Below are 21158 nucleotides of genomic sequence, written 5' to 3' on the forward strand. Positions count from 1 at the left end.
TCTAGTTTTCTCAAAGGAAACCCCGACGAGGGGGTTTCATATAAGCTCTACTGGCTTAGTTCACTAGCACACTGTTGAGTTCTCAAGCAACACACTTCAGATCAATCCGCACTCAGTGCGCACCGACCATCGGCATTGTTTCAAGCCTTTGTTGTTTGGGCCACCCACTCAATCGCCTGAGGCGAGAGCTTGGTTCGTGTCCCGGTGGCCGCCCGGTTTCCCTGGCGACTTGGAGAACTTTACATGGCCGGAAACGCCCCAAAACAGGGGGGTCCCTTAACGCGATCTTCCCAGGTCAAACCCCGTGCAATCCCCGGAAACGGTCCCGCCGCGGCCCGCACACCCCGTCCAGCGTCCCCGTCGGCCGGAGAAAAACATTGCTCCGACTACATTGCGGCGTATTGCACCGACCCAAAGCTCTGCCTACCGTCGGCTCCATGCCCACCCTCCACACCGGCCACGGCAGCGTCCTCACCTACGACGACCGAGGCGCCGGCGGCCCAGCGCTGCTCCTCGTCCACGGCCACCCCTTCGACCGCTCCCTGTGGCACCCCCAGACCGAGCACTTCGCCGAGCGGGGCTTCCGCGTCGTCGTCCCCGACCTCCGCGGCTACGGCGAGAGCACCGGTCCCGCCGTGACCGGCCTGCGCGACTTCACCCACGACCTCATCGCGCTGGCCGACCACCTCGGCCTCGCCACGTTCGTCCTCGGCGGCCTCTCCATGGGCGGCCAGATCGCCATGCAGACCGTCGCCGACCACCCCGAGCGCGTCCAGGCGCTTCTCCTGGCCGACACCTTCCCCACCGCCGAGACCCCCGAAGGCCGCCGGAACAGACGAGCCGCCGCCGACCGGATCGAGCAGGAGGGCATGAGCGACTACGCGACCGAGCTGCTCCCGAAGATGGTCTCCCCGCGAACCCGCGCGACGAACGCCGAAGTCACCGAGCACGTCCTCACGATGATGCGCACCACCCCGCCCGCCGGCGCCGCCGCGGCGCTCCGGGCCCGTGCGCTGCGCCCCGACTACCGGGTGACCCTCGAACAGGTCGAGGTCCCCACTCTGGTGACCGTCGGCAGCGAAGACGAGTTCACCCCGGTGTCCGACGCGCAGCTCATGCACGGGCTCGTGGCCGGTTCCGCACTGGCGGTGCTGGAAGGCGCGGGCCACCTGCCTAACCTGGAGTCCGCGGCCGGGTTCAACGAAGTGTTCGGCCGGTTCCTGAACGCACTCCGGCCCCGGCCGGACCACCAGGCGGAAGAACGGTGACCCACCCCATGAAGACCGTATTCGTGACCGGCGCGAGTGCCGGGTTCGGTGCCGCGATCACGCGCCGGTTCGTGGCCGAGGGCGCGCGGGTCGTCGCCGCGGCCCGCAGCGCCGACCGGCTCGCCTCCCTGACCTCGGAGCTCGGCGAGTCCGTGCTGCCCGTCGTGCTCGACGTGCGCGACAGCGACGCGATCGTCGCGGCCGTCGGCGCGCTGCCCGGCGACTGGGGCCGGATCGACGTGCTCGTGAACAACGCGGGCCTGGCCAAGGGCCTCGAGCCGGCGCAGGAAGCCAAGCTCGAGGACTGGGACCAGATGATCGAGACCAACGTGACCGGTCTCGTGCACCTCACCCGCGCGGTGCTGCCCGGCATGGTCGAGCGCGGCAGCGGCCACGTGATCAACATCGGCTCCATCGCCGGCACCTACCCCTACCCCGGCGGCAACGTCTACGGCGCGACCAAGGCGTTCGTGCACCAGTTCAGCCTGAACCTGCGCAGCGACCTGCGGGGCACCGGCGTGCGCGTGACCAACATCGAGCCCGGCATGGTCGGCGGCACCGAATTCTCCAACGTCCGCTTCGGCGACGACGAGAAGGCGGCCAACGTGTACGCCGGCACCACGCCGCTCACGGCCGACGACATCGCCGAGTCGGTGTTCTGGGCCGCCGCGCAGCCGCCGCACGTGAACGTGAACGTCATCGAGATCATGCCGGTCGTGCAGAGCTTCTCGGCCCTGAACATCCACCGCGAGGGCTAGGGCGCGAACCGCGCCAGCCCGAACAGGTCGAACAGTGCCTGCTGCTCCCGGTCGCGGTCGGTGAGGATGCGGCGGCTGCGCGGCCGCCCGCCGGTGGACGGGTAGCGCAGCACCGTCTCGCCGATGCCGCACAGCTGGTCGAGCAGCTCACCCACCGACAGATTCATCCCCGCGCGGTCGGCCTCGCGCCGCATGAGGTGGGTGACGGTGGCGGCGAGCACCGAGACCAGCGCGTGCACGGCGACGCGGTGCGGGGTCCACTCCCACCGCGGCGTCGGGCCGACCGCGGCCGGGCCGGTGAGCCAGCGGAACGTGGACTCGAGATAGGTCCGCGCGCGGTAGGCGGTGACGATCTCGGCCACCGGCCAGTCGCGGTCGGTCACGAGGATCTGCTTGCCGAAGTACTCGTCCACCAGCCGCGCGACGGCCGCCTCGTCGACCCGGCGCGTCAGCCGGATCTCGCCCGGCCGGGTACCGGTGAGCGTCGTCTCCAGGACCCGGCCGACGCGCCGGCCGCGCGTGACCCGTGAGATCTCGGCGTGGACCTGCGTGCGGTCACCGCGGTGGGTGCCGGCTTCCAGTGCCGCGGCCAGGCCGTCGAGCTCGCGGATCGCGGTACTCAGCTCGTCGGTGAACGCGCGGTACTGAGCGGCGTACAGCGTGGCCGAGTGCGTGAGGATGACCCGGCGCCGCACGCCGTCGACGGTCGCGCGGGTGTCGATCGCGGTCAGCCCGGCGAAGCGTTCCGGGTCCACGCGCCGGCGGGCCGAGGCCGGCTGCGTGAGCAGCTCCGGGTGGTCGGCCGGCGGGAGCGAGCCGACGAACCCGCGCCGCGCGCCGAGGTCGAGCTGCGCGGCCTGCCCGGCGTGGAAGACGAGCGTGACGTCCGTGGCCGGGTACCGCTCGCCCAGCTCCCCGGCCAGCGCGCCGAACGTCGGCGCCGCTCCGCTTTCCCTGCGGTACACGCGCGACGCGAGCGGGATCGCGCCGTCACGGGTGACTACGAGGCCGAGGCCGGCGAGCGCGTCCTGGCAGGCCGAGGGCACCGTGCAGTCGGCGGCGGTGAAGGCCGCGAACTGGGGGACGTCCACGGCGAGTGCGGACGTTCCGTCGTCGCCGAGCAGGTCGAGCACGGCTTCGGCGACCGCCGTTTCGACGCCGGTGATGCGCTCCGGCGTCAGGCGCTGCAACGCCCGCCAGTGGGCCGCCGTGGTGACGGCGACCTTCGGCGGACGCGGGCGCACGAGGTCCTGCGCCGCGCAGCCGGCCCACCACTGTTCGAAGCTCGTGCCGGCGCCGGTCGAGCGGTGCAGCACGGCGAGCGCGACGTGGAACCCGAGCGTGGTCTTCGCCCGCTGCGGGCCCGCCACGGCATCGACCCGCCGCACGAGATCGAGGCGCTGGATCGTGCCCCACACGGCGGCGACGTCTCCGAAGGTGCGGTGCCGCGCGCCGCCCGGTTCCGCGCCGCCGGGCAGCGCGCCGGCGATGTCCTCGGCCGTGCCGAGGTACCGCTGCGTCACCACCCGCGGCGCGCCGTCGACGCGCGCGGATTCGGCCAGGTAGTAGTACGTCCGGCCGCCGATGCGCTTCCCGATCACCGATGCCACACTTTAGGTAATACACTCCTTCCCGGTGATCGACAACCTTTCCAGGCCTCTGACCTGCGCGGATGATCGTCTCTTCCGAACGGGTGAGCACGTGGCGGACAACGCACTGGCCTGCTTCCGCGAGCTGGTCCTAGCGTGACGGGAATGGCACCCGAACCCGAGTTGACCGCCCCCACCCCGTCGGCGATGCGCCGCGCGCTCGCGCGGGCCAGGGACGGGAAGACGCTCGACCTCGCCGAGGCCACCGTGCTGCTCCACGCCCGCGGTGACGACCTCAAGACGCTGTCCGAGCACGCCTCCCGCATCCGCGACGCCGGCCTCGAAGCCGCCGGGCGCGCGGGCGTCATCACCTACAGCCGCAAGGTTTTCATCCCGCTGACGCGGCTGTGCCGCGACCGTTGCGGCTACTGCACCTTCGTGACCGTGCCCGGCCGGCTCGAGTCGCCGTTCCTCTCGCCCGACGAGGTCCTCGAGATCGCCCGCAAGGGCGCCGAGATGGGCTGCAAGGAAGCCCTGTTCACGCTCGGCGACCGGCCCGAGGACCGCTGGAAGGCCGCGCGCGACTGGCTCGACGCCCACGGCTACGACGACACGCTCTCCTACGTCCGTGCGATGGCCATCCGCGTGCTGGAGGAGACCGGCCTGCTGCCGCACTTGAACCCCGGTGTGATGAGCTGGCAGGACTTCCAGCGGCTCAAGCCGGTGGCGCCGTCGATGGGCATGATGCTCGAGACCACGGCGACGCGGCTGTGGAGCGAGAAGGGCGGCCCGCACTACGGCTCGCCGGACAAGGATCCGGCCGTCCGGCTGCGCGTGCTGGAGGACGCCGGGCGCAGCTCCGTGCCGTTCACGACCGGGGTGCTGATCGGCATCGGCGAGACGCACGAGGAGCGCGCGGACGCGATGTTCGCCATCCGCAAGACCGCGCGCGAGTACGGCGGCATCCAGGAAGTCATCATCCAGAACTTCCGCGCGAAGCCGGACACGAAGATGCGCGCGACGCCCGACGCCGACCTCGAGGAGCTGGCGGCGAACATCGCCGTGGCGCGGCTCGTGCTCGGGCCGAAGATGCGCATCCAGGCGCCGCCGAACCTCATCGGCAACCAGTACGACCTGATGATCCGCGCCGGCATCGACGACTGGGGTGGCGTCTCGCCGCTGACCCCGGACCACGTGAACCCCGAGCGGGCGTGGCCGCAGATCGACCAGCTGGCCCGGCAGACGGAGAAGGCCGGCTTCACGCTGCGCGAGCGGCTGACCATCTACCCCGAGTACGTGAACCTCGGCGAGCCGTGGCTCGACCCGCGCGTGACCCGGCACGTGGCCGCGCTCGTCGACCCGGCGACGGGGCTGGCGCGCGAGGACGCGATGCCCGTGGGGATCCCGTGGCAGGAGCCGGACGGCGGCTGGCAGCAGTCGGGCCGCACCGAGCTGCACACCGAGATCGACACCACCGGCCGCACCGACGACCGCCGCGGCGACTTCGACTCCGTCTACGGCGACTGGAAGGAAATCGGCCGCAAGATCAAGACGGGGCCGCAGAAGTTCGACACGGACATCCTGGAAGCCTTGCGCAGCGCGGAAAAGGACCCGGCGGGGCTGTCGGACGACGCCGCGCTGGCGCTGCTGCACGCCGACGGACCCGAGCTCGACGCCCTGGCGCGGATCGCCGACGACCTGCGGCGCGAGACGGTGGGCGACGACATCACGTTCGTGGTCACGCGCAACATCAACTTCACCAACGTCTGCTACACCGGCTGCCGCTTCTGCGCGTTCGCCCAGCGGCGCACGGACGCCGACGCGTACACGCTCTCGCTGGAGCAGGTGGGCGACCGCGTGGACGAGGCCTGGGCCGCGGGCGCGACCGAGATCTGCATGCAGGGCGGCATCCACCCGGACCTGCCCGGCACCGCGTACTTCGACCTCGCCGCCGAGGTCAAGCGCCGCCGGCCCGACATCCACCTGCACTCCTACAGCCCGATGGAGGTCGTCAACGGGGCGTCGCGCACCAACCTGTCCTTGCGCGACTGGCTGATCCGGGCCAAGGAGTCCGGGGTGGACTCCCTGCCGGGCACGGCCGCCGAGATCCTCGACGACGACGTGCGGTGGGTGCTCACCAAGGGCAAGCTGCCGACGTCGGCGTGGATCGAGGTCGTGACCACCGCGCACTCCGTGGGCCTCCCGACGACGTCGACGATGATGTACGGCCACGTCGACAACCCCAGCCACTGGGTAGCGCATCTGAAGCTGCTGGCTCGCCTGCAGCGCGAGGGCATGGAACGCAACGGCCGGCGCGGGTTCACCGAGTTCGTGCTGCTGCCCTTCATCCACCAGAGCGCGCCGATCTACCTCGCCGGCCTGGCCCGCCCGGGCACCTCCCTGCGCGAGAACCGCGCGGTCCACGCCCTGGCGCGGCTGCTGCTGCACGGCACGATCGACAACATCCAGAGCTCCTGGGTGAAGCTCGGCGAGGAAGGCAGCCGCGCCGTGCTGCAGGGTGGCGTCAACGACATCGGCGGCACGCTGATGGAGGAGACGATCTCCCGCATGGCCGGCGCGTCGAACGGCTCGTACAAGACGATCAGCGACATGCGCGCGATGGTCGAGCCACTGGGCCGGCCGCTGCGCCAGCGGACGACCGGGTACGGGGTTCCTTCGGCGGAGCGGGTCGCGGCGGCGGAGGCTTCGGATGGGGTGGCTACTGCGGTGCGGAAGCCGTTGTTGCCGCTGCTGACTTCGTGATGGGCGGTTAGGTTCCGAGGTTGAGGTGGTTCTCGGGGAATCCCCGGTGCTCTTGGCGATTTCGCTGGGAGTGCTGGGGGTTTCTCGTCTGTGGTGCGGGTTCTCGCGGTGGGCCGGCGGTCGGGTACTTCGCTTGATGAGGTGGGGACGACCGGCGCGATGGCCCCGAAGTTGTCGTCGCGCGCAGACATCACCCTGAAGGTCGGGTTCACGATGATCACCAACATCACTCGCGGGCACATCGACCTCGACGTCGACGGCCGGACGATCAGACTCCAGGGAGAAGGGTTTCACCGCGGTCCGCTTGACTTTCTCGTGATCACAGCGCAAATCATGCGGTGGAACGACGGCGCGGAGGTGACCGGCAGCGAACGCGCAGCCATGCTGAAAGACCTTCGAGTGCGCGCCGCCGCCCGCGGCCTCGTCGTCGAGATCGAATGAATCAAGCCGTGGTCACCCGCGTGAAAGATCTTGATCCACAGATCTTTCGGGTGGTTGAACTCTGACACCGAGCGCCCCGGGGCCGATGTGGTCGGTCCGGGGCGCTCGCCGGTTGCCGGCGACGCTAGGTTTCTCCTCCATGGGGACTCTCCGGGCTCTGCCCGTCTTGTGCATCGCGCTGTCGGCCGCCGCGTGCGGTTCGGTCGTGCCCGGGCCGCCGGTTCCGGCGCCGGCCTCGTCGTCGGAGGCGGCGCCGTCACCGGTGTTGGTGGTGGCCGCGGGGATCGTCGAAGCCGGCCTCGGGCATCGGGGGTCGGTGCTGACGCTGACCAACAACGACACCGAAGCGCACACGCTGAACGGCTACCCCACGGTGCGCGTCCTCGACGGCAGCGGCAAGCCGCTGGACGTCCAGGTGCACCACGACGTCTCGTACTTCTCGCCGGATCCCGGGCCGAAGTCGTTCACCCTGGCCCCGCACGAAAAGCTGATGAGCGTGGTGTCCTGGTCGGCCACGGTGACCTCGGGTGAAGTGACGACCGGCGCCGCGGTGGCCGTGGTGGCGGCGCCCGGGGAACCGGAGCAGACGGTGCCGCTCAAGACCGACCTCGGGACGACCGGGGAGATCACCGTGACCGCCTGGATGAAGGACCTCCCGAAGTAGGCCTCAGCCGAGGATCCGGCGCAGCCACGGAGCCCGCGCCGCGCGGGCCTGCACCGACAGGGCCGCGTCCGGGGCCGAGCCGTCGAAGCCGTGGTAGGCACCCGGCCAGACGTGGAGCTCGGCCTGGACGCCGGCTTGCCACAGGCGCGTGGCGTAGGTGACGACCTCGTCGCGGAAGGTCTCGGCGGTGCCGACGTCCAGGAAGGCCGGCGGGAGGCCCGACAGATCCGCGGCGCGGGCCGGGGCGGCGTAGGGCGAGACGTCCGGGCCACCGCGCGCGTCGCCGAGCAGGGCGGTCCAGCCGATGTCGTTGGCGGTGCGGTCCCAGACGCCGAGGCCCTCCATCTGGAACGACGACGGAGTGTCGTTGCGGTCGTCGAGCATCGGGTAGAGCAGGAGCTGGCCGAGCAGCGCCGGGCCGCCGCGGTCGCGCGACAGCAGGGCCACGGCGGCCGCCAAGCCGCCGCCCGCGCTGGCGCCGCCGACGATCACGCGCGAACGGTCGATGCCCAGGGCAGCCGCGTTCTCGACTGTCCACTTCAGACCCGCGTAGCAGTCCTCGACCGGCGCGGGATGCGGGTGTTCCGGGGCGACGCGGTAGTCGACCGAGGCGAACGCGAGGCCGAGCGAAACCGCGTACTCCTTGAGCACCAGCAGGTCACGGCCACGATGACCGCCGAGGATCATGCCGCCGCCGTGCATCCAGTAGAGCACCGGGGCGTCGGCGGTCACCCGGGTCGGTCGGCCGATGACGAGTGGCACGCCGTCGGCGTCCACTTCGGACAGCTCGACGGTGCCGTCGGCCGCGACGTCGGCCAGGGAGAGCTCACGCGTGGCGCGCTCCTCGCGCAGGGCCGGGATCGCGGCGGCCGAGTCGAGCGCCGGCCGCTCGGCCCGCATCTGCTCCAGCACCACCTCGAGCTCGGGGTCGAACGGCAGCGGCGGCCCCACCTGCGGACGGGTCGCGGTCATCTCGGTACCTCCCAGGACGTCGTGGCTCTCGCCTGATCATCCTGGCCCGGCCGGGCCCCGCGCCACTTCCGCCAGGTGGCGGGAAATCGGCGAGCCGGACAGTCCATGACGGCGGATGTCGAAAATTTGCGTAAGTCCGTCCGACTATTGCGATTTCCTGTCGGGAATTCGTATGATCCAGCTCACACACTGTCCCCACCAGTGCACCCGACCCCGACGAAAGGCGAGTGCTGCCCCGTGTCTCCCCTAGGTGTCTTCAGCGCGCCCGAAAAACGACCGTCCACCGGAAAACGCCGGCTCGCCGCGCTCGGCAGCGCGGTGCTCGCGGCCGCCGGCCTCGCTGCCCTGACCGTCATCGCCGCGCCCGGCAACCCGGCGACCGCCACCCCGAACGCCGCCGTCGCCGGACGCGGCGCGACCGTCCCGTTCGTCGAGCAGGAAGCCGAGAACGCCGCCACCAACGGCACCGTGATCGGCCCGGACCGCAGCGCCGGCACACTCGCCGGCGAGGCATCCGGCCGCAAGGCCGTCACCTTGACCGGCCAGGGCAAGTACGTCGAATTCACCCTCAGCGCGCCGTCGAACTCGCTCGACTTCCGCTACAGCCTGCCCGACAGCGCCCAGGGCACCGGGATCAACGGCACGATCTCGGTCTACGTCGACGGCACCCACAACCGCGACCTGAACCTGACCTCCCGCTACGGCTGGTACTACGGCGGCTACCCCTTCAGCAACGACCCCGGCCAGGGCAAGGCGCACCACTTCTACGACGAGGTGCGCACCCTCTTCGGCACCAGCTACCCCGCCGGCACCAAGATCAAGCTGCAGATCGACGCCGGCGACGTGACCCCCGCGACCGTCGACCTCGCCGACTTCGAGCAGGTCGCCGCGCCCGCCACCCAACCGGCCAACGCCGTGAGCGTCATCGACTACGGCGCCACCGCCGGCGACTCCGGCGACGACGCCGGTGCGTTCGACGCGGCCGTGGCCGCCGCGAAGAGCCAGGGCAAGCAGGTCTGGATTCCGGCGGGCTCCTTCACGCTCAACCACCACATCACCGTCGACCAGGTGACCATCCGCGGCGCCGGGCCGTGGTACTCCGAGCTGCACGGCGCCCGCGCGGGCATCTTCGGCAAGGGCGAGCCGGCCAGCTGCTCCACCCCGACGTACCCCGGCAACGCGGCGGTACCCGGCAGCAGCACGAACGTCGGGCTCTACGACTTCGCGATCATCGGCGACGTCCAGGCCCGCGTCGACTGCGACCAGGCCAACGCCATCGGCGGTGCGCTCGGCGGCGGTTCGGTCGTGCAGAACCTGTGGCTGCAGCACACCAAGGTCGGGCTGTGGCTCGACGGGCCGTTCGACGGGCTCACCGTGCGCGGCAACCGGATCCTCGACCAGACGGCCGACGGCCTCAACCTGCACCAGGGCATCAGCAACACGCTGGTGACGAACAACTTCCTGCGCAACACCGGCGACGACGGCCTCGCCATGTGGGCCGAACACGACGCCGACCACCACAACACGTTCTCGTTCAACACCGTGCTGCTGCCGATCCTCGCGAACAACATCGCGATCTACGGCGGCCACGACAACACCGTGTCCGACAACGTGGTGGCCGACAACCAGGACCAGGGCGGCGGCATCCACGTGGCCAACCGGTTCAGCGCCGTGCCGCTCTCGGGCACCACCACCGTCACGCGCAACACCGCGATCCGCACCGGCGTGCTCGACTCCAACTGGCAGTTCGGTGTCGGCGCGCTGTGGTTCGACGGGCGTGACTCGGCCATCACCGGCCGCATCGACGTGGTGGACAACGACCTGCTGGACAACAACTACGAGGGCGTGCAGTTCATCGACGGCGCCACCACCGACGTGCACTTCGACGGCCTGCGGATTACCGGCGCGGGCACGTTCGCGTGGCAGCTGCAGTCCAAACCGAGCGGTACGGTCAAGAACGTCGTCGCGACGAACATCGGCCGCGCGGGCGTCTACAACTGCATGGGCCCGGACGCGCTCACGGGCCTGTCCGACCAGGGCGGCAACTCGGGCTGGACCACCACGTTCTGCGGTTCGTGGCCGGCGCCGGTCTACAACGGCAACAACGGCGGCACCACTCCCCCGACGACACCGACCACGCCGACGACTCCCACCACTCCCACGCAGCCGCCGACCGGCAACCTGGCGCTGCACAAGACGACCACGGCCAGCGGCTCCCAGGGCGGCTTCCCGCCGGGCAACGCCGTGGACGGCAATGCCGGCAGCTACTGGGAAAGCAGCAACAACGCGTTCCCGCAGACGCTGACCGTCGACCTCGGCAGTGCCTTGACCGTCGGGCGGCTCGTGTTCAAGCTGCCGCCGTCGAACGACTGGGGCGCGCGCACCCAGACGCTCACGGTGCAGGGCTCCGCCGACGGTTCGTCGTTCACCACGCTGAAATCCGAAGCCGGCTACCGCTTCGACCCGGCGAGCGGCAACACCGCCTCCGTCTCCTTCAGCCCCACGAGCACCCGCTACCTGCGCCTGAGCTTCGCCGGCAACACCGGCTGGCCGGCCGGGCAGCTGTCCGAGCTCGAGGCCTACGCGTCCTGATCCTTCCCGGAAAATCCCCAGAAAGGACAAAGATGTCCCCCACCTCAGCACGACCCAGGGCGGCCTTGCTGGCCGCGGCGCTGGTGTCCTCCGGGCTGACCGTGTTCGCGGTCGGCTCGGGCACCCCCGCCGCGGCGGCGACCTGCCCGGCCACGGCGTCCGGCGGTGCGAGCGTTCCGTTCCGGACGGTCGAGGCCGAATGCAGCGCCACCAACGGATCCGCCGTCGGCCCCGACTACACGCAGGCCACGGTGGCCTCCGAGGCGTCCGGCCGCCAGGCCGTGCGGCTCGGGCAGGGCCAGTACGTGGAGTTCACGCTGCCGGCCGCGGCCAACTCGGTCAACGTCCACTACAACCTGCCCGACGGCAGCTCCGGCCGGATGTCGGTGTACGTCAACGGGACCAAGCTCGGCAGCGGGCTTTCCGTGACGTCGCAGTACACCTACACCGACACCCCGGGCATCCCGGGCGCGAAGACCCACCACTTCTTCGACGACGCCCGGCTGCTGTTCGGCCAGAACGCCGCCGCGGGCGCGAAGGTCAAGGTGCAGCTGGACTCCGGCGACGTCGGGCAGGCCACGATCGACCTCGCCGACTTCGAGCAGGTCGGTGGCGCCGGCGCGCAGCCGGCCGGCTCGCTGTCGGTCACCGACTACGGCGCCACCGCCAACGACTCCGGCGACGACACGCAAGCTTTCCGCAACGCGTTGCAAGCCGCCCGGCAGCAGGGCAAGGAAGTCTGGGTGCCGAGCGGCCGCTTCGAGATCGGGTCGGCGCTGCAGATCGACCAGACCACCGTGCGCGGCGCCGGGCAGTGGTACACCGTGCTGCACGGCAACAACATCTTCAACAACGGCAGCGCGTCGGGGAACATCAAGCTCTACGACTTCGCCGTGTTCGGCTCGGTCTCCGAGCGCAACGACTCCAGCCCGGACAACGCGTTCCACGGCGTGCTCGGCAACGGCTCGGTCGTCTCGGGGCTGTGGATCCAGGACACCAAGTGCGGCCTGTGGTTGATGAACGGCGCGTCCTCGAACCTCACGATCGAGAACAACCGCATCCTCGACACGCAGGCCGACGGCGTGAACTTCGACGGCGCCGTCACCAACTCGGCGATCCGCAACAACTACCTGCGCAACAACGGTGACGACGCGCTCGCGCTGTGGTCCAACGGCCAGGCCGACTCCGGCATCACCATCGCCAACAACACGGTCGTGCAGCCGAACCTGGCGAACGGCATCGCGCTCTACGGCGGCTCGAACAACACCGTGAGCGGCAACCTCATCCAGGACACCAACGCCCTCGGCGGCGGCTACCTGGTGGCCAACCGGTTCAACTCGGTGCCGCTCTCGGGCACGGTCACGCTGACGAACAACACTGCGCTGCGGGCCGGGGCGCTCGACCCCAACTGGCAGTTCGGCGTCGGCGCGCTCTGGTTCGACGCCCGTGACCAGGCCATTTCCGGCGTGACCATCCGCGTCAACGGGTTCACGGCCATCGACAGCCCGTATGAGGCCATCCAGTTCATCGACGGCAACGGCGCGGGCAAGCAGGTCAGCGGCATCACGATCGACGGAGTCACCGTGCGCGGCGCGGGCACCTTCGTCGCGCAGTCGCAGACGCAGGGCACGGTCTCGATCAGCAACCTCACCGCGTCCGGGGTCGGCGTCGTCGGCACGTACAACTGCCCCTACCCGAGCTCGATCCCGAAGATGACCTTCAACGGCTCGGGCAACAGCGGCTGGACCGGCGCGTGGAACGACTGCTCCAGCTGGCCCGCACCGAACTCCGGTCCGCCGCAGCCGCCGCAGTCGGGCGCGAACATCGCGCGCGGCAAGGCGATCACGGCCAGCGGCTCGCAGGGCGGCTTCCCGCCGGGCAACGCCGTGGACGGCAACGCGAGCACGTATTGGGAGAGCACGAACAACGCGTTCCCGCAGACGCTGACCGTCGACCTCGGTGACGCGGCGGCGATCGACAAGGTGACGCTGAAGCTGCCGCCGTCGAACGACTGGGGCGCCCGTACCCAGACGCTCACCGTGCAGGGCAGCACCGACGGCGGCTCGTGGACGACGCTGGTCGCCTCGCGGGGCTGGACGTTCAGCCCGTCGTCCGGCAACACCGCGTCGGCGAGCTTCGGCACGACGACGCAGCGCTTCGTGCGCGTGACCATCACCGGCAACACCGGCTGGCCGGCCGGGCAGGTCTCGGAACTGGAGGTGGCCGCGGCGTAGGTCGGGCGAGAGGGGCTCCCCGGCCGCTACCGGGGAGCCCCTCCGTCACACCGCGGGCGCCGGGTCGCGCTCGGCGACCTCGGCCGTCTGCCGAGCCCGCCGTCCCAGGTAGAGGATCAGCACCGCGCACACCAGCATCGGTCCGGACAGCGCCAGGAAGATCGCTGCCGGGGACCAGGAGGCGGCCACCGCCGCGCCGACGATCAGCGGGCCGAGGATCCCGCCGAGGCGGCCGATGCCCAGCGCCCAGCCGACGCCCGTGGAGCGGATGTTGACCGGGTAGACCACGGCGGCCAGCGCGATGAGCGCCTTCTGTCCGCCGCTGACCCCGCAGCCGACGAGGAACATCGCCGCCAGCAGGAGCCACACCGGCGCGTGGAACGCCGGCCCGGTCACCGCGAGGAACACCGCGCCCACCACGAACAACGCGCCCAGCGAGCCGAACGCGCCCAGGCGGTCCATCGCCGGGCCGACCACGAGCGCGACGACGATGCCGCCGACGGTCGTGAGGCTCGTGGCCGTGACCACGGTGCCGTTCGCGAACCCGAGATCCGTGAGCATCGTCGGCAGCCAGCTCTGCAACGCGTAGAACTCGCCGAGGTTGACGGCGAAGACGACCCACAGCAGCACCGTGCTCAGCACCCCGCCGTTGGCCAGGAGCGCCTTCAGCTTGACGCGGCCACCGGCTTCGGCCGCGTCGACCGTCACCGGCTGCGTCGCCGAGGGCAGCGCCGGCTCGATGCGGCGGCACAGCCGGTACGCGCGCTCGGAGTTCGCGCCGCGGCCCACCAGGAACACGAGTGACTCCGGCAGGAACTTCAACATCAGCGGGATGATCACCAGCGGCGCCAGCGCACCCACGAGGAACACCGACCGCCAGCCGGCCGTGGGCACGAGCCAGCCCGACACCACTCCCGCCACCACGAACCCGAGCGAGAATCCACAGTAGATCGCCAGCACGAAGCTCGCCCGCAGGCGTTTCGGCGTGTACTCGGCGGTGAGCGCGACCGCGCTGGGCGCCGCCGCACCGAGGCCGATGCCCGTGATCAGCCGCAGCACCACGAGCTCGGCCACACCGCCGACCCACACGGACACGAGGCTCGCGAGCGCGAACAACGCCGTGCCCGCGATCACGAGCCGCCGGTGGCCGAAGCGGTCGGACAGCGGCGAGAGCACCAGGTAGCCGATCATCAGGCCCACCAGCGCCGAGGAGAAGATCGGGCCGAGCACCGCGACCTTCAGGCCCCAGTCCTTCGCGATGTGCGGGGCGAGGTAGTTGATGGCCTGCGTGTCGAAGCCGTCGAAGAACATCACGAGCCCGCACAGCACCACCGTGCCGTACTGGAACGGGCTGACGCGCTTGCCGTCGACGAACCCCGTCAGGCGCACCCCCGCCGTCATCGGGTGCCGGCCAGCAGATCGGCCACTTCACGCGGGTGCGTCAGCGGGGCCAGGTGCGGGGCGTCGAGGCGCAGGACGTGGTCGGCGCCGGCGGCCATCTTCTCCTGGTCCACGGGGAAGATCGCCTCGTCGCGCTCGCAGACGACGTAGGTGACCGGGTGCGTGCGCTCCGGTTCGGTGGCGGGCTGGGTGAACGTGACGGCCGCGTGCGCCGCACGCTGCCCGTGGACGCCGGCGAACGCGGCTTCGTCCAGGTCGGGGGCGAGTACCTTGCGGGCCAGCGCGTGGTCGTCGGTGACGTGCAGCGTGCCGTCCTCGCGGGGGACGATCCACTCCTCCGGGTGCGGCGAGCGGATGTCGAGCAGGTTTTCGCCGCGGCGCGGCCGGAACGCCGACAGGAACACGCTGTGGCGCACGCGCGGGTGGTCGGAGAGCTCGCCGACGACGATGCCGCCGTAGGAATGCCCGACCAGCACCACGTCACGGTCGAGGCCGTCGACGAGGTCACGCACGTGGGCGACGTCCGCGGACACGTCGCCGAACGCGGCCGGGTCCCCGCCCCCGCTGGGCAGCTGCTCCACGACGTGCGCCTCGTGGCCCTGTTCGCGCAGCGCTGCGGCCACTTCCCGCCAGCTCCAGCCGGCGTACCAGGCGCCGTGGACGAGCACGAAGTCCATGGGATTCTCCTTTGAATCGTGGTGGGATCGAACGGCAGATGCGGTCGACAGAGCGGTCAGGCGGGAACGCCGGGCCCGGCGGCGGGCACGAACGAATCGGCCAGGAAGCTCTCGGTCGGCAGGCCGCCGCGGGCGGTGAGCAGGTCGTGGGCGTCGGTGGTCATCGCTTCGCTGCCGCAGGCGTACGTGCGATGGCCGGTCAGCTCCGGGTGGTCGGCCAGCGCGGTGTGCTGGACATGGCCGGTGGCCCCGGACCAGCCCTTGCCCGGGCGCGAAAGCACGGGCGTGTAGTCGAACCAGCCGTGCCGGGCCGCCCAGCGTTCCGGGAGCTCGGCCAGGTAGAGGTCCTCCTCCGCCCGCGCGCCCCAATAGAGGTGGACGGGCCGGGTGCGGCGGCGGGCGATGAGGTCGAGCACGATCGACTGGATCGGCGCGAACCCCGTGCCGGTGGCGAGCAGCAGGATGGGGCCGTCGCCGTCGTCCAGCACGAACTCGCCGAACGGCGTCTCGACATCGAGCGTGTCACCCGGTTGCAGCGCCCCCACCGTGTGCTCGGAGAACCGCCCGCCCGGTTCGGTGCGGACGTGCAGCTGCACCGAGTCGTTGTGGTGCGGCGGGTTCGCCAGCGAGTACGGGCGCGGTTCGTCGTCCGGCAGCTGCACCTCCAGGAACTGCCCGGCACGGAACGGCGCGCGCCGCCCGATCGGGAACCGCAGGTCGAGCACGGTGACGCGGGGCGCGGGCCGGCGGATGCGGTGCACCACCGTGGTGAGCTTCTTGCGCCGCGGCGGCTGGCTGCGTTCGATGCGGCGCGGCCGGACCACGACCGGGCCCTGGGGCTCGGCGCGGCAGAGCAGCACACCGTCGGCCGGGCCCGTCAGCTCACCACGGCCGCGCACGAGCACCGAACCCGCGACGAGCGAGCCGGTGCACGACGTGCAGACGCCCTTGCGGCACGAGTACGGAATCGCCCAGCCCGCGCTCTCGGCCGCTTCGAGCACGGTTTGCCCGTCGTCGCACGGGATCTCGACGTCCGTGTCCGCCACGGTGATCATGCGGTGGTCTCCTTCGTTCGTCCGAACAGGCCGAGCGCGCGGACGACGGCCGTGGGGTCGGCGACGCCGCGCCCGGCGATGTCGAACGCCGTGCCGTGGCCGACACTGCAGAACGGCACACCGGCGCCGACGGTCAGCGCGGTCGAAGTGCGGCCGGCCAGCAGCTTGACCGGGATGTGGCCCTGGTCGTGGTACAGCGCGACGAACCCGTCGTGGCCCGGGGTGGTGAGCGCCACGTCAGCGCCCGTCGGGCCGACCGCGTCGACGCCTTGCGCGACCAGGGAAGCCACGGCCGGCGCGGTGACGTGCTCGTCGTCGCTGCCGAACAGGCCGCCTTCGCCCGCGTGCGGGTTGATGCCGAAGACGCCGATGCGCGGGGCGGCGACGCCGAACGTCCGCAGGGCCTCCCACAACGCTTTCCCGGCGGCGGTGACCATTTCCGGGGTGAGCCGGGCGAGGGCGTCGGCCACGCGTTCGTGCAGGGTCGCGTGCACGATGTTCAGGCCACCACCCGAGAGCAGCAGGAACACACGGTCCTCGGGCACGCCGGTGAGCTGCGCGATCAGCGGCGGGTAGCCGCGGAACGGGATGCCCGCGGCGTGCACGGCGGTCTCCGAATGCGGGCAGGCGACCACCCCGCGATACCCGCCGCCGAGGGCGAGCGTGACGGCAGTGCTGACGTACCGGATCGTCGCCGCGCCCGCCTCCGCGCTGAGCACGCCCGGCCGGAACCCGTCCGGTGGCAGGTGCCCGACGTCCACGAGGTCGAGCACGCCGTCCTCGGGCAGCGCGCCGGGCGTGTGCTCGCGAAGCCGGAAACCTCGCGCCGCGGCCAGGTCCGCGAGCACGGAGTGGTCGCCGACCAGTACCGGCGGGTCCTCGGCCCGGGTGGCGGCGGCGACGGCGATCTCGGGCCCGATGCCGTTGGGATCACCGATGGCCAGCAGTACGCGGCTCACAGCGGCAGCGCCAGAAGGGTGTCGATCTCCTTGCTGTCGCAGACGACCACGCGTTCGCGCAGCAGCGCCTGATCACCTTCGACGCGGTAGTGGTCGACATAACGACCGCTGGCGAACAGGTCGGTCGGTCCGCCGCCGGTCACACGAAGCACGAAGAACGGCGTCTCGCTCTCGACGTCGCCTCCGGACTCCGAGAGGATCGCGGGCTGGCCGAGCATGTGGCGGTACACGTGCGGCTCGTAGATGTTGGCTTCCTTCAGCGCCGACACACGGTCGGTCAGCATGCCGCGGGTGTCGGCCCAGATCAGGCCGGCGGGCAGGCCGCGGGCGTAGTTGTCGGCCGTGGTCACGCGGTAGTGGCAGTCTTCGGTGAAGAACGAGGGCCAGTCTTCGAGCGGCCCGTCGTCGATGCAGCGGGCGTAGCGCGCCTGGGCGCGGGCGATGGCGACCTGGTTGTCCATCAGGCACGCACCACCCGGGTGCGCTCGTGCTCGCCGATCTCGGGCAGCGGCGCGTCGTCGTCGGGCACGAAGCCCATCGACTCGCGATACGCCAGCCAGAACCCGCGGACCGACGCTTCGGTGACGCGGCTTTCGCTCGACTCCGCGGTGTCGCCGCCCATCTGCAGGGTCGCGTACTCGTCGGACGCCCCGGCGATGCCGCGCTGCACGAAGCCGCCGATGCCACCGTCCTCCATGGACACGTAGCCGGCGGGACCGACCAGGTTGGACTGTTTCATCCGGACCAGCCGCTGTTCCTCGGTGTCGGACTCGAAGCCGAGGTAGGTCCAGTTGAGCAGCGTGTCGTCCGTGCCGCGCGGGAGAATCTGGCGCACGGCCACGGAGTTCTGGATCTGCTGCAGCACGAACCCCGGGTAGACCGAGAGGATCTGCAGCGTCACGTCGTCGCCGACCTCGCTGAACCCCTCGAGCAGCGACGGGTCGGCGAGGCGGTACTCGCTGTCGGACCGGATGTTCTGGTCCCGGTACTCGGTGGACTCCGTGGCGCTGCGGTCGATGGCCGAGTAGCTCACGTGGTGGCCACCGGACTCGTCGACGATGATCGCGCCGCGCTGCGAAAGCCGGTTGATGCCGAACGTCGTGAAGAACAGGTGCAGGATGCTGGCGTGGTAGGAGTCGCGGACATTCTCCGCGTACAGCTTCCAGTTGTTCGGCAACCGCTGCGCGAACCGGCCCAGCACCACGGGTTTGCGGCCGCCGAGCACGCGGTCGATGCGGTCGAGGATCTCCTCGCCGAGGTACTCCTCGATGTCGGGCAGGTCGTTGGACAGCGTGCCGAACACCAGCCCGTGGACCACGGCGATGCGCAGCTTGCGCGGCCCGTGGTCGGACAGGCAGAAGTTCGGCGGCATCCCGCCCTTGCCGCCGACGCCCTCCGCGAACGCGACAGCCGTGAGGTCGCCCTGCAGGTTGTAGGTCCAGGCGTGGTAGACGCAGGTGAAGTCGCGGGCCTTGCCGTGGTCGGCCATCGCGATCAGCGCGCCGCGGTGAGCGCAGCGGTTCTCGAACGCGTACACCTCGCCGTCGACGTCGCGCGTCACCAGCACCGGCTGCTCGCCGATGAAGGTCGCGCAGAAGTCGCCCGGCTCGGCCAATTCGGCCTCGAGGCACAGGTAACTCCAGTGCGGGCCGTGGAAGATCCGGTCCTGCTCGGCGCGGTACACCGACTCGTCCTGGAAAACCCAGTACGGCACCCGGGTCAGCGACCGCGGCCAGCTGCGGTCGGGTGCGCGGTTGCTGACCTGAGTCCCCGTGAGGCGATCCATCGTCGGTTCCTCCTCGCCCAGGGTGCCGCTCGACAGCTCGCGACGCCCCTGATAGTGTTCGAATAACGAACGTAGATTCACTTATCGAACACATTGAAGGCAGGTGGGAGCCTGCCGTCAAGACCCATCTCCGGGGAGAGCCGTGCCCGCAGCCGAAGGAATGGCCGGTTTGGCCAAGGGACTGGCGATCCTCGAGCTCTTCGGCGAGGCCACGCCGAAGCTCGCGATCAGCGACGCGGCGCGCCTCACCGGCCTCAACCGCGCCGTGGCCCGCCGCTGCCTGCTCACGCTCGTCGACCTCGGGTACCTCACCCACGACGGCAAGCACTTCCTGCCCACACCGCGGCTCCTGCGCCTGGGCGACGCCTACGTCGAGTCGACGGCGCTGCCGCAGCTCGCCCAGCCCCACCTGGCGGCGGTGCGCGAGCACGTGCAGGAGTCGGCGTCACTGGCGGTGCTGCAGAACGACGAGGCATTGTTCATCGCGCGCAGCGAGGTGAAGCGGATCGTCAACACCGGCGTGCGTATCGGGGCGAGCCTGCCGGCCTACGCGTCCGCGACCGGGCACGTGCTCCTGTCCGCACTGTCCACCGAGGACCTCACGGCCTACCTCGAACGGTGCGATCCCCGCCCCAGGACCCCGAAAACGCCGGTGGTCCCCGCCGAGATCCGCCGGCGCGTGGAGCTCGCTCGCGAAGAAGGCGCGGCGTTCACCGACGAGGAGCTGGAGTACGGCCTGCGCTCGCTCGCCGTGCCCGTGCTCGATTCGCGCGGCCGCACCGTCGCCGCGATGTCGGTGAGCGCCACCGCGGGCCGCATCTCGATGGACCGGCTGCGCGACGAGTTCCTGCCGGTCCTGCGCGACCAGGCGGAGCAGCTGGGGCGCACGCTGTAGCCGGTGGCACAGCGTGTCAGCACCCTCGCACCGTGAAGTCGAGATTTTGCGAGTCGTTGCAGTAAAGTTTCAGCCATGACGCGTCGACTTGCCGAAGTGGCCCGACAGGTGGGGGTCAGCGAAGCCACGGTCAGCCGGGTGCTCAACGGCCGGCCCGGGGTTTCCGCGAGCACCCGGGCCGCCGTTCTCACCGCACTGGACGTGATGGGCTACGAACGCCCCACCCAGCTGCGCGGGGAACGGGCCCGCCTGGTGGGGCTCGTGCTGCCCGAGCTGCAGAACCCGATCTTCCCCGCGCTCGCCGAGATCATGGGCAACGCGCTGGCCCAGCAGGGGTTCACGCCCGTGCTGTGCACGCGCACCGCCGGCGGGGTGTCCGAAGCCGAGTATGTGGAGCTGCTCCTGCAGCAGCAGGTGTCCGGGGTGGTGTTCGCCGGCGGGCTGTTCGCCCAGGCCGACGCCGTGCACACGCACTACCACCACCTCGTGGAACGCAAGCTGCCCACGGTGCTGATCAACGCCGCCGTCGACCACCTCGGGCTGCCGCAGGTCTCGTGCGACGACGCGGTGGCCGTCGAGCAGGTCGTGGGGCACCTGAGCTCGCTCGGCCACGAGAAGATCGGCCTGGTCCTGGGCCCGGCCGACCACGTGCCGTCGCAGCGCAAGCTCGCGGCTTTCCGGTCGTACGCGGCGAAACTCGGCCTGCCCGTGCTCGACGAGCTGGTGGAGCACGGCATGTTCTCCATCGAAGGCGGGCACGCCGCGGCCGCCCGCTTGTACCCGCGCGGGGCCACCGCCGTGCTGTGCGCGAGCGACCTGCTGGCCCTCGGCGCGATCCGGGCCGCACGGCGGCAAGGCCTGGCGGTGCCGGACGACATCTCCGTGGTCGGCTACGACGACTCCGCCCTCATGAACTGCACCGATCCGCCGCTGACGACCACGCGCCAGCCGATCGAGGCGATGGGCCGCGCCGTGGTGGAGCTGCTCGTGAAGCGGATCAACGGCGGCGAGGTCGCGGCCGAGGAGCTGCTGTTCGCCCCCGAGCTCGTGGTGAGGGGGTCGACCGCGCGACACCGGGCGTGATCACGTCCTGTTCGTAACTTG

At 70.9% G+C, this 21158-nt stretch carries 17 protein-coding genes; 9 read left to right on the top strand and 8 right to left on the bottom strand.

Annotation, left to right across the window (positions count from 1 at the left end; translation table 11 throughout):
• The first annotated feature begins 437 nt into the window (after nt 1-437).
• Both AB0K15_RS27995 and AB0K15_RS28000 read left to right on the top strand, forming a co-directional pair.
• Entirely contained in the window at nt 438-1268 is an 831-nt protein-coding gene (locus tag AB0K15_RS27995) for an alpha/beta fold hydrolase (RefSeq protein WP_364056603.1), read from the top strand.
• A gap of 8 nt (nt 1269-1276) precedes the next feature.
• On the top strand, nt 1277-2026 hold the full coding sequence (locus AB0K15_RS28000; protein WP_364056606.1) for an SDR family NAD(P)-dependent oxidoreductase: 750 nt from the start codon (nt 1277-1279) through the stop codon (nt 2024-2026).
• On the opposite strand, the gene AB0K15_RS28005 is transcribed toward AB0K15_RS28000, so the two are convergent.
• A complete protein-coding gene (locus AB0K15_RS28005) occupies nt 2023-3627 on the bottom strand; it encodes a transposase (RefSeq protein ID WP_364056609.1) in 1605 nt (534 codons plus the stop codon). The two genes, AB0K15_RS28000 and AB0K15_RS28005, sit on opposite strands and share 4 nt — an antisense overlap.
• A gap of 153 nt (nt 3628-3780) precedes the next feature.
• Here AB0K15_RS28005 and AB0K15_RS28010 point away from each other — a divergent pair, with 153 nt between their 5' ends.
• From AB0K15_RS28010 to AB0K15_RS28020, 3 genes are all read left to right on the top strand, one after another.
• Nucleotides 3781-6378 (top strand): bifunctional FO biosynthesis protein CofGH, encoded by a 2598-nt coding sequence (locus tag AB0K15_RS28010; protein ID WP_364056612.1) that lies wholly within the window; start codon nt 3781-3783, stop codon nt 6376-6378.
• A gap of 141 nt (nt 6379-6519) precedes the next feature.
• Complete coding sequence (locus AB0K15_RS28015; protein ID WP_364056615.1) at nt 6520-6819, top strand: Imm74 family immunity protein; 300 nt, start codon at nt 6520-6522, stop codon at nt 6817-6819.
• Nucleotides 6820-6958: 139 nt separating this feature from the next.
• A complete protein-coding gene (locus AB0K15_RS28020) occupies nt 6959-7483 on the top strand; it encodes a DUF4232 domain-containing protein (RefSeq protein WP_364056617.1) in 525 nt (174 codons plus the stop codon).
• A 3-nt stretch (nt 7484-7486) separates the two neighbouring features.
• On the opposite strand, the gene AB0K15_RS28025 is transcribed toward AB0K15_RS28020, so the two are convergent.
• Nucleotides 7487-8455 carry an alpha/beta hydrolase gene (locus AB0K15_RS28025; protein WP_364056620.1) on the bottom strand — a complete coding sequence of 323 codons (969 nt, stop codon included), beginning with the start codon at nt 8453-8455 and terminating at the stop codon, nt 7487-7489.
• 354 nt (nt 8456-8809) lie between these two features.
• Here AB0K15_RS28025 and AB0K15_RS28030 point away from each other — a divergent pair, with 354 nt between their 5' ends.
• Nucleotides 8810-11047, top strand: a complete 2238-nt coding sequence (locus AB0K15_RS28030; RefSeq protein ID WP_364057122.1) for a discoidin domain-containing protein — start codon at nt 8810-8812, stop codon at nt 11045-11047.
• Nucleotides 11048-11079: 32 nt separating this feature from the next.
• Nucleotides 11080-13281, top strand: a complete 2202-nt coding sequence (locus AB0K15_RS28035) for a discoidin domain-containing protein (RefSeq protein ID WP_364056623.1) — start codon at nt 11080-11082, stop codon at nt 13279-13281.
• Nucleotides 13282-13326: 45 nt separating this feature from the next.
• Here the strand turns inward: AB0K15_RS28035 and AB0K15_RS28040 are convergent, their stop codons facing one another.
• The 6 genes from AB0K15_RS28040 to AB0K15_RS28065 are packed head-to-tail and all read right to left on the bottom strand — an operon-like array spanning nt 13327 to nt 19159.
• Nucleotides 13327-14682 carry an MFS transporter gene (locus AB0K15_RS28040; protein WP_364056626.1) on the bottom strand — a complete coding sequence of 452 codons (1356 nt, stop codon included), beginning with the start codon at nt 14680-14682 and terminating at the stop codon, nt 13327-13329.
• Nucleotides 14679-15359: an alpha/beta hydrolase gene (locus AB0K15_RS28045; protein ID WP_364056629.1), complete on the bottom strand. Its 681-nt coding sequence runs from the start codon at nt 15357-15359 to the stop codon at nt 14679-14681. The genes AB0K15_RS28040 and AB0K15_RS28045 overlap by 4 nt, the downstream gene beginning before the upstream one ends.
• A 56-nt stretch (nt 15360-15415) precedes the next feature.
• Nucleotides 15416-16414, bottom strand: a complete 999-nt coding sequence (locus tag AB0K15_RS28050; protein ID WP_364056632.1) for a 2Fe-2S iron-sulfur cluster-binding protein — start codon at nt 16412-16414, stop codon at nt 15416-15418.
• Nucleotides 16411-17373 carry a 4-hydroxythreonine-4-phosphate dehydrogenase PdxA gene (locus AB0K15_RS28055; RefSeq protein WP_364056635.1) on the bottom strand — a complete coding sequence of 321 codons (963 nt, stop codon included), beginning with the start codon at nt 17371-17373 and terminating at the stop codon, nt 16411-16413. Before AB0K15_RS28055 ends, AB0K15_RS28050 begins: the two co-directional genes overlap by 4 nt.
• Complete coding sequence (locus AB0K15_RS28060) at nt 17370-17834, bottom strand: aromatic-ring-hydroxylating dioxygenase subunit beta (RefSeq protein ID WP_364056638.1); 465 nt, start codon at nt 17832-17834, stop codon at nt 17370-17372. The genes AB0K15_RS28055 and AB0K15_RS28060 overlap by 4 nt, the downstream gene beginning before the upstream one ends.
• Nucleotides 17834-19159 carry an aromatic ring-hydroxylating dioxygenase subunit alpha gene (locus tag AB0K15_RS28065; RefSeq protein WP_364056641.1) on the bottom strand — a complete coding sequence of 442 codons (1326 nt, stop codon included), beginning with the start codon at nt 19157-19159 and terminating at the stop codon, nt 17834-17836. The genes AB0K15_RS28060 and AB0K15_RS28065 overlap by 1 nt, the downstream gene beginning before the upstream one ends.
• Before the next feature lie 160 nt (nt 19160-19319).
• Here AB0K15_RS28065 and AB0K15_RS28070 point away from each other — a divergent pair, with 160 nt between their 5' ends.
• Together AB0K15_RS28070 and AB0K15_RS28075 are read left to right on the top strand one after the other, a co-directional pair.
• Entirely contained in the window at nt 19320-20054 is a 735-nt protein-coding gene (locus tag AB0K15_RS28070) for an IclR family transcriptional regulator C-terminal domain-containing protein (protein WP_364057125.1), read from the top strand.
• A gap of 75 nt (nt 20055-20129) precedes the next feature.
• Nucleotides 20130-21137 carry a LacI family DNA-binding transcriptional regulator gene (locus AB0K15_RS28075; RefSeq protein WP_364056644.1) on the top strand — a complete coding sequence of 336 codons (1008 nt, stop codon included), beginning with the start codon at nt 20130-20132 and terminating at the stop codon, nt 21135-21137.
• Nucleotides 21138-21158 lie beyond the last annotated feature (21 nt).

This window comes from Amycolatopsis sp. NPDC049253, from assembly GCF_040678995.1.
Taxonomy (GTDB): Bacteria; Actinomycetota; Actinomycetes; order Mycobacteriales; family Pseudonocardiaceae; genus Amycolatopsis.

Coding starts and splice junctions, on each gene's coding strand:
- AB0K15_RS28045 (WP_364056629.1), bottom strand. CDS start 15,359: ATGGACTTCGTGCTCGTCCACGGCGCCTGGTACGCCGGCTGGAGCTGG.
- AB0K15_RS28025 (WP_364056620.1), bottom strand. CDS start 8,455: ATGACCGCGACCCGTCCGCAGGTGGGGCCGCCGCTGCCGTTCGACCCC.
- AB0K15_RS28075 (WP_364056644.1), top strand. CDS start 20,130: ATGACGCGTCGACTTGCCGAAGTGGCCCGACAGGTGGGGGTCAGCGAA.
- AB0K15_RS28010 (WP_364056612.1), top strand. CDS start 3,781: ATGGCACCCGAACCCGAGTTGACCGCCCCCACCCCGTCGGCGATGCGC.
- AB0K15_RS28040 (WP_364056626.1), bottom strand. CDS start 14,682: ATGACGGCGGGGGTGCGCCTGACGGGGTTCGTCGACGGCAAGCGCGTC.
- AB0K15_RS27995 (WP_364056603.1), top strand. CDS start 438: ATGCCCACCCTCCACACCGGCCACGGCAGCGTCCTCACCTACGACGAC.
- AB0K15_RS28070 (WP_364057125.1), top strand. CDS start 19,320: ATGGCCGGTTTGGCCAAGGGACTGGCGATCCTCGAGCTCTTCGGCGAG.
- AB0K15_RS28000 (WP_364056606.1), top strand. CDS start 1,277: ATGAAGACCGTATTCGTGACCGGCGCGAGTGCCGGGTTCGGTGCCGCG.
- AB0K15_RS28020 (WP_364056617.1), top strand. CDS start 6,959: ATGGGGACTCTCCGGGCTCTGCCCGTCTTGTGCATCGCGCTGTCGGCC.
- AB0K15_RS28065 (WP_364056641.1), bottom strand. CDS start 19,159: ATGGATCGCCTCACGGGGACTCAGGTCAGCAACCGCGCACCCGACCGC.
- AB0K15_RS28060 (WP_364056638.1), bottom strand. CDS start 17,834: ATGGACAACCAGGTCGCCATCGCCCGCGCCCAGGCGCGCTACGCCCGC.
- AB0K15_RS28050 (WP_364056632.1), bottom strand. CDS start 16,414: ATGATCACCGTGGCGGACACGGACGTCGAGATCCCGTGCGACGACGGG.
- AB0K15_RS28035 (WP_364056623.1), top strand. CDS start 11,080: ATGTCCCCCACCTCAGCACGACCCAGGGCGGCCTTGCTGGCCGCGGCG.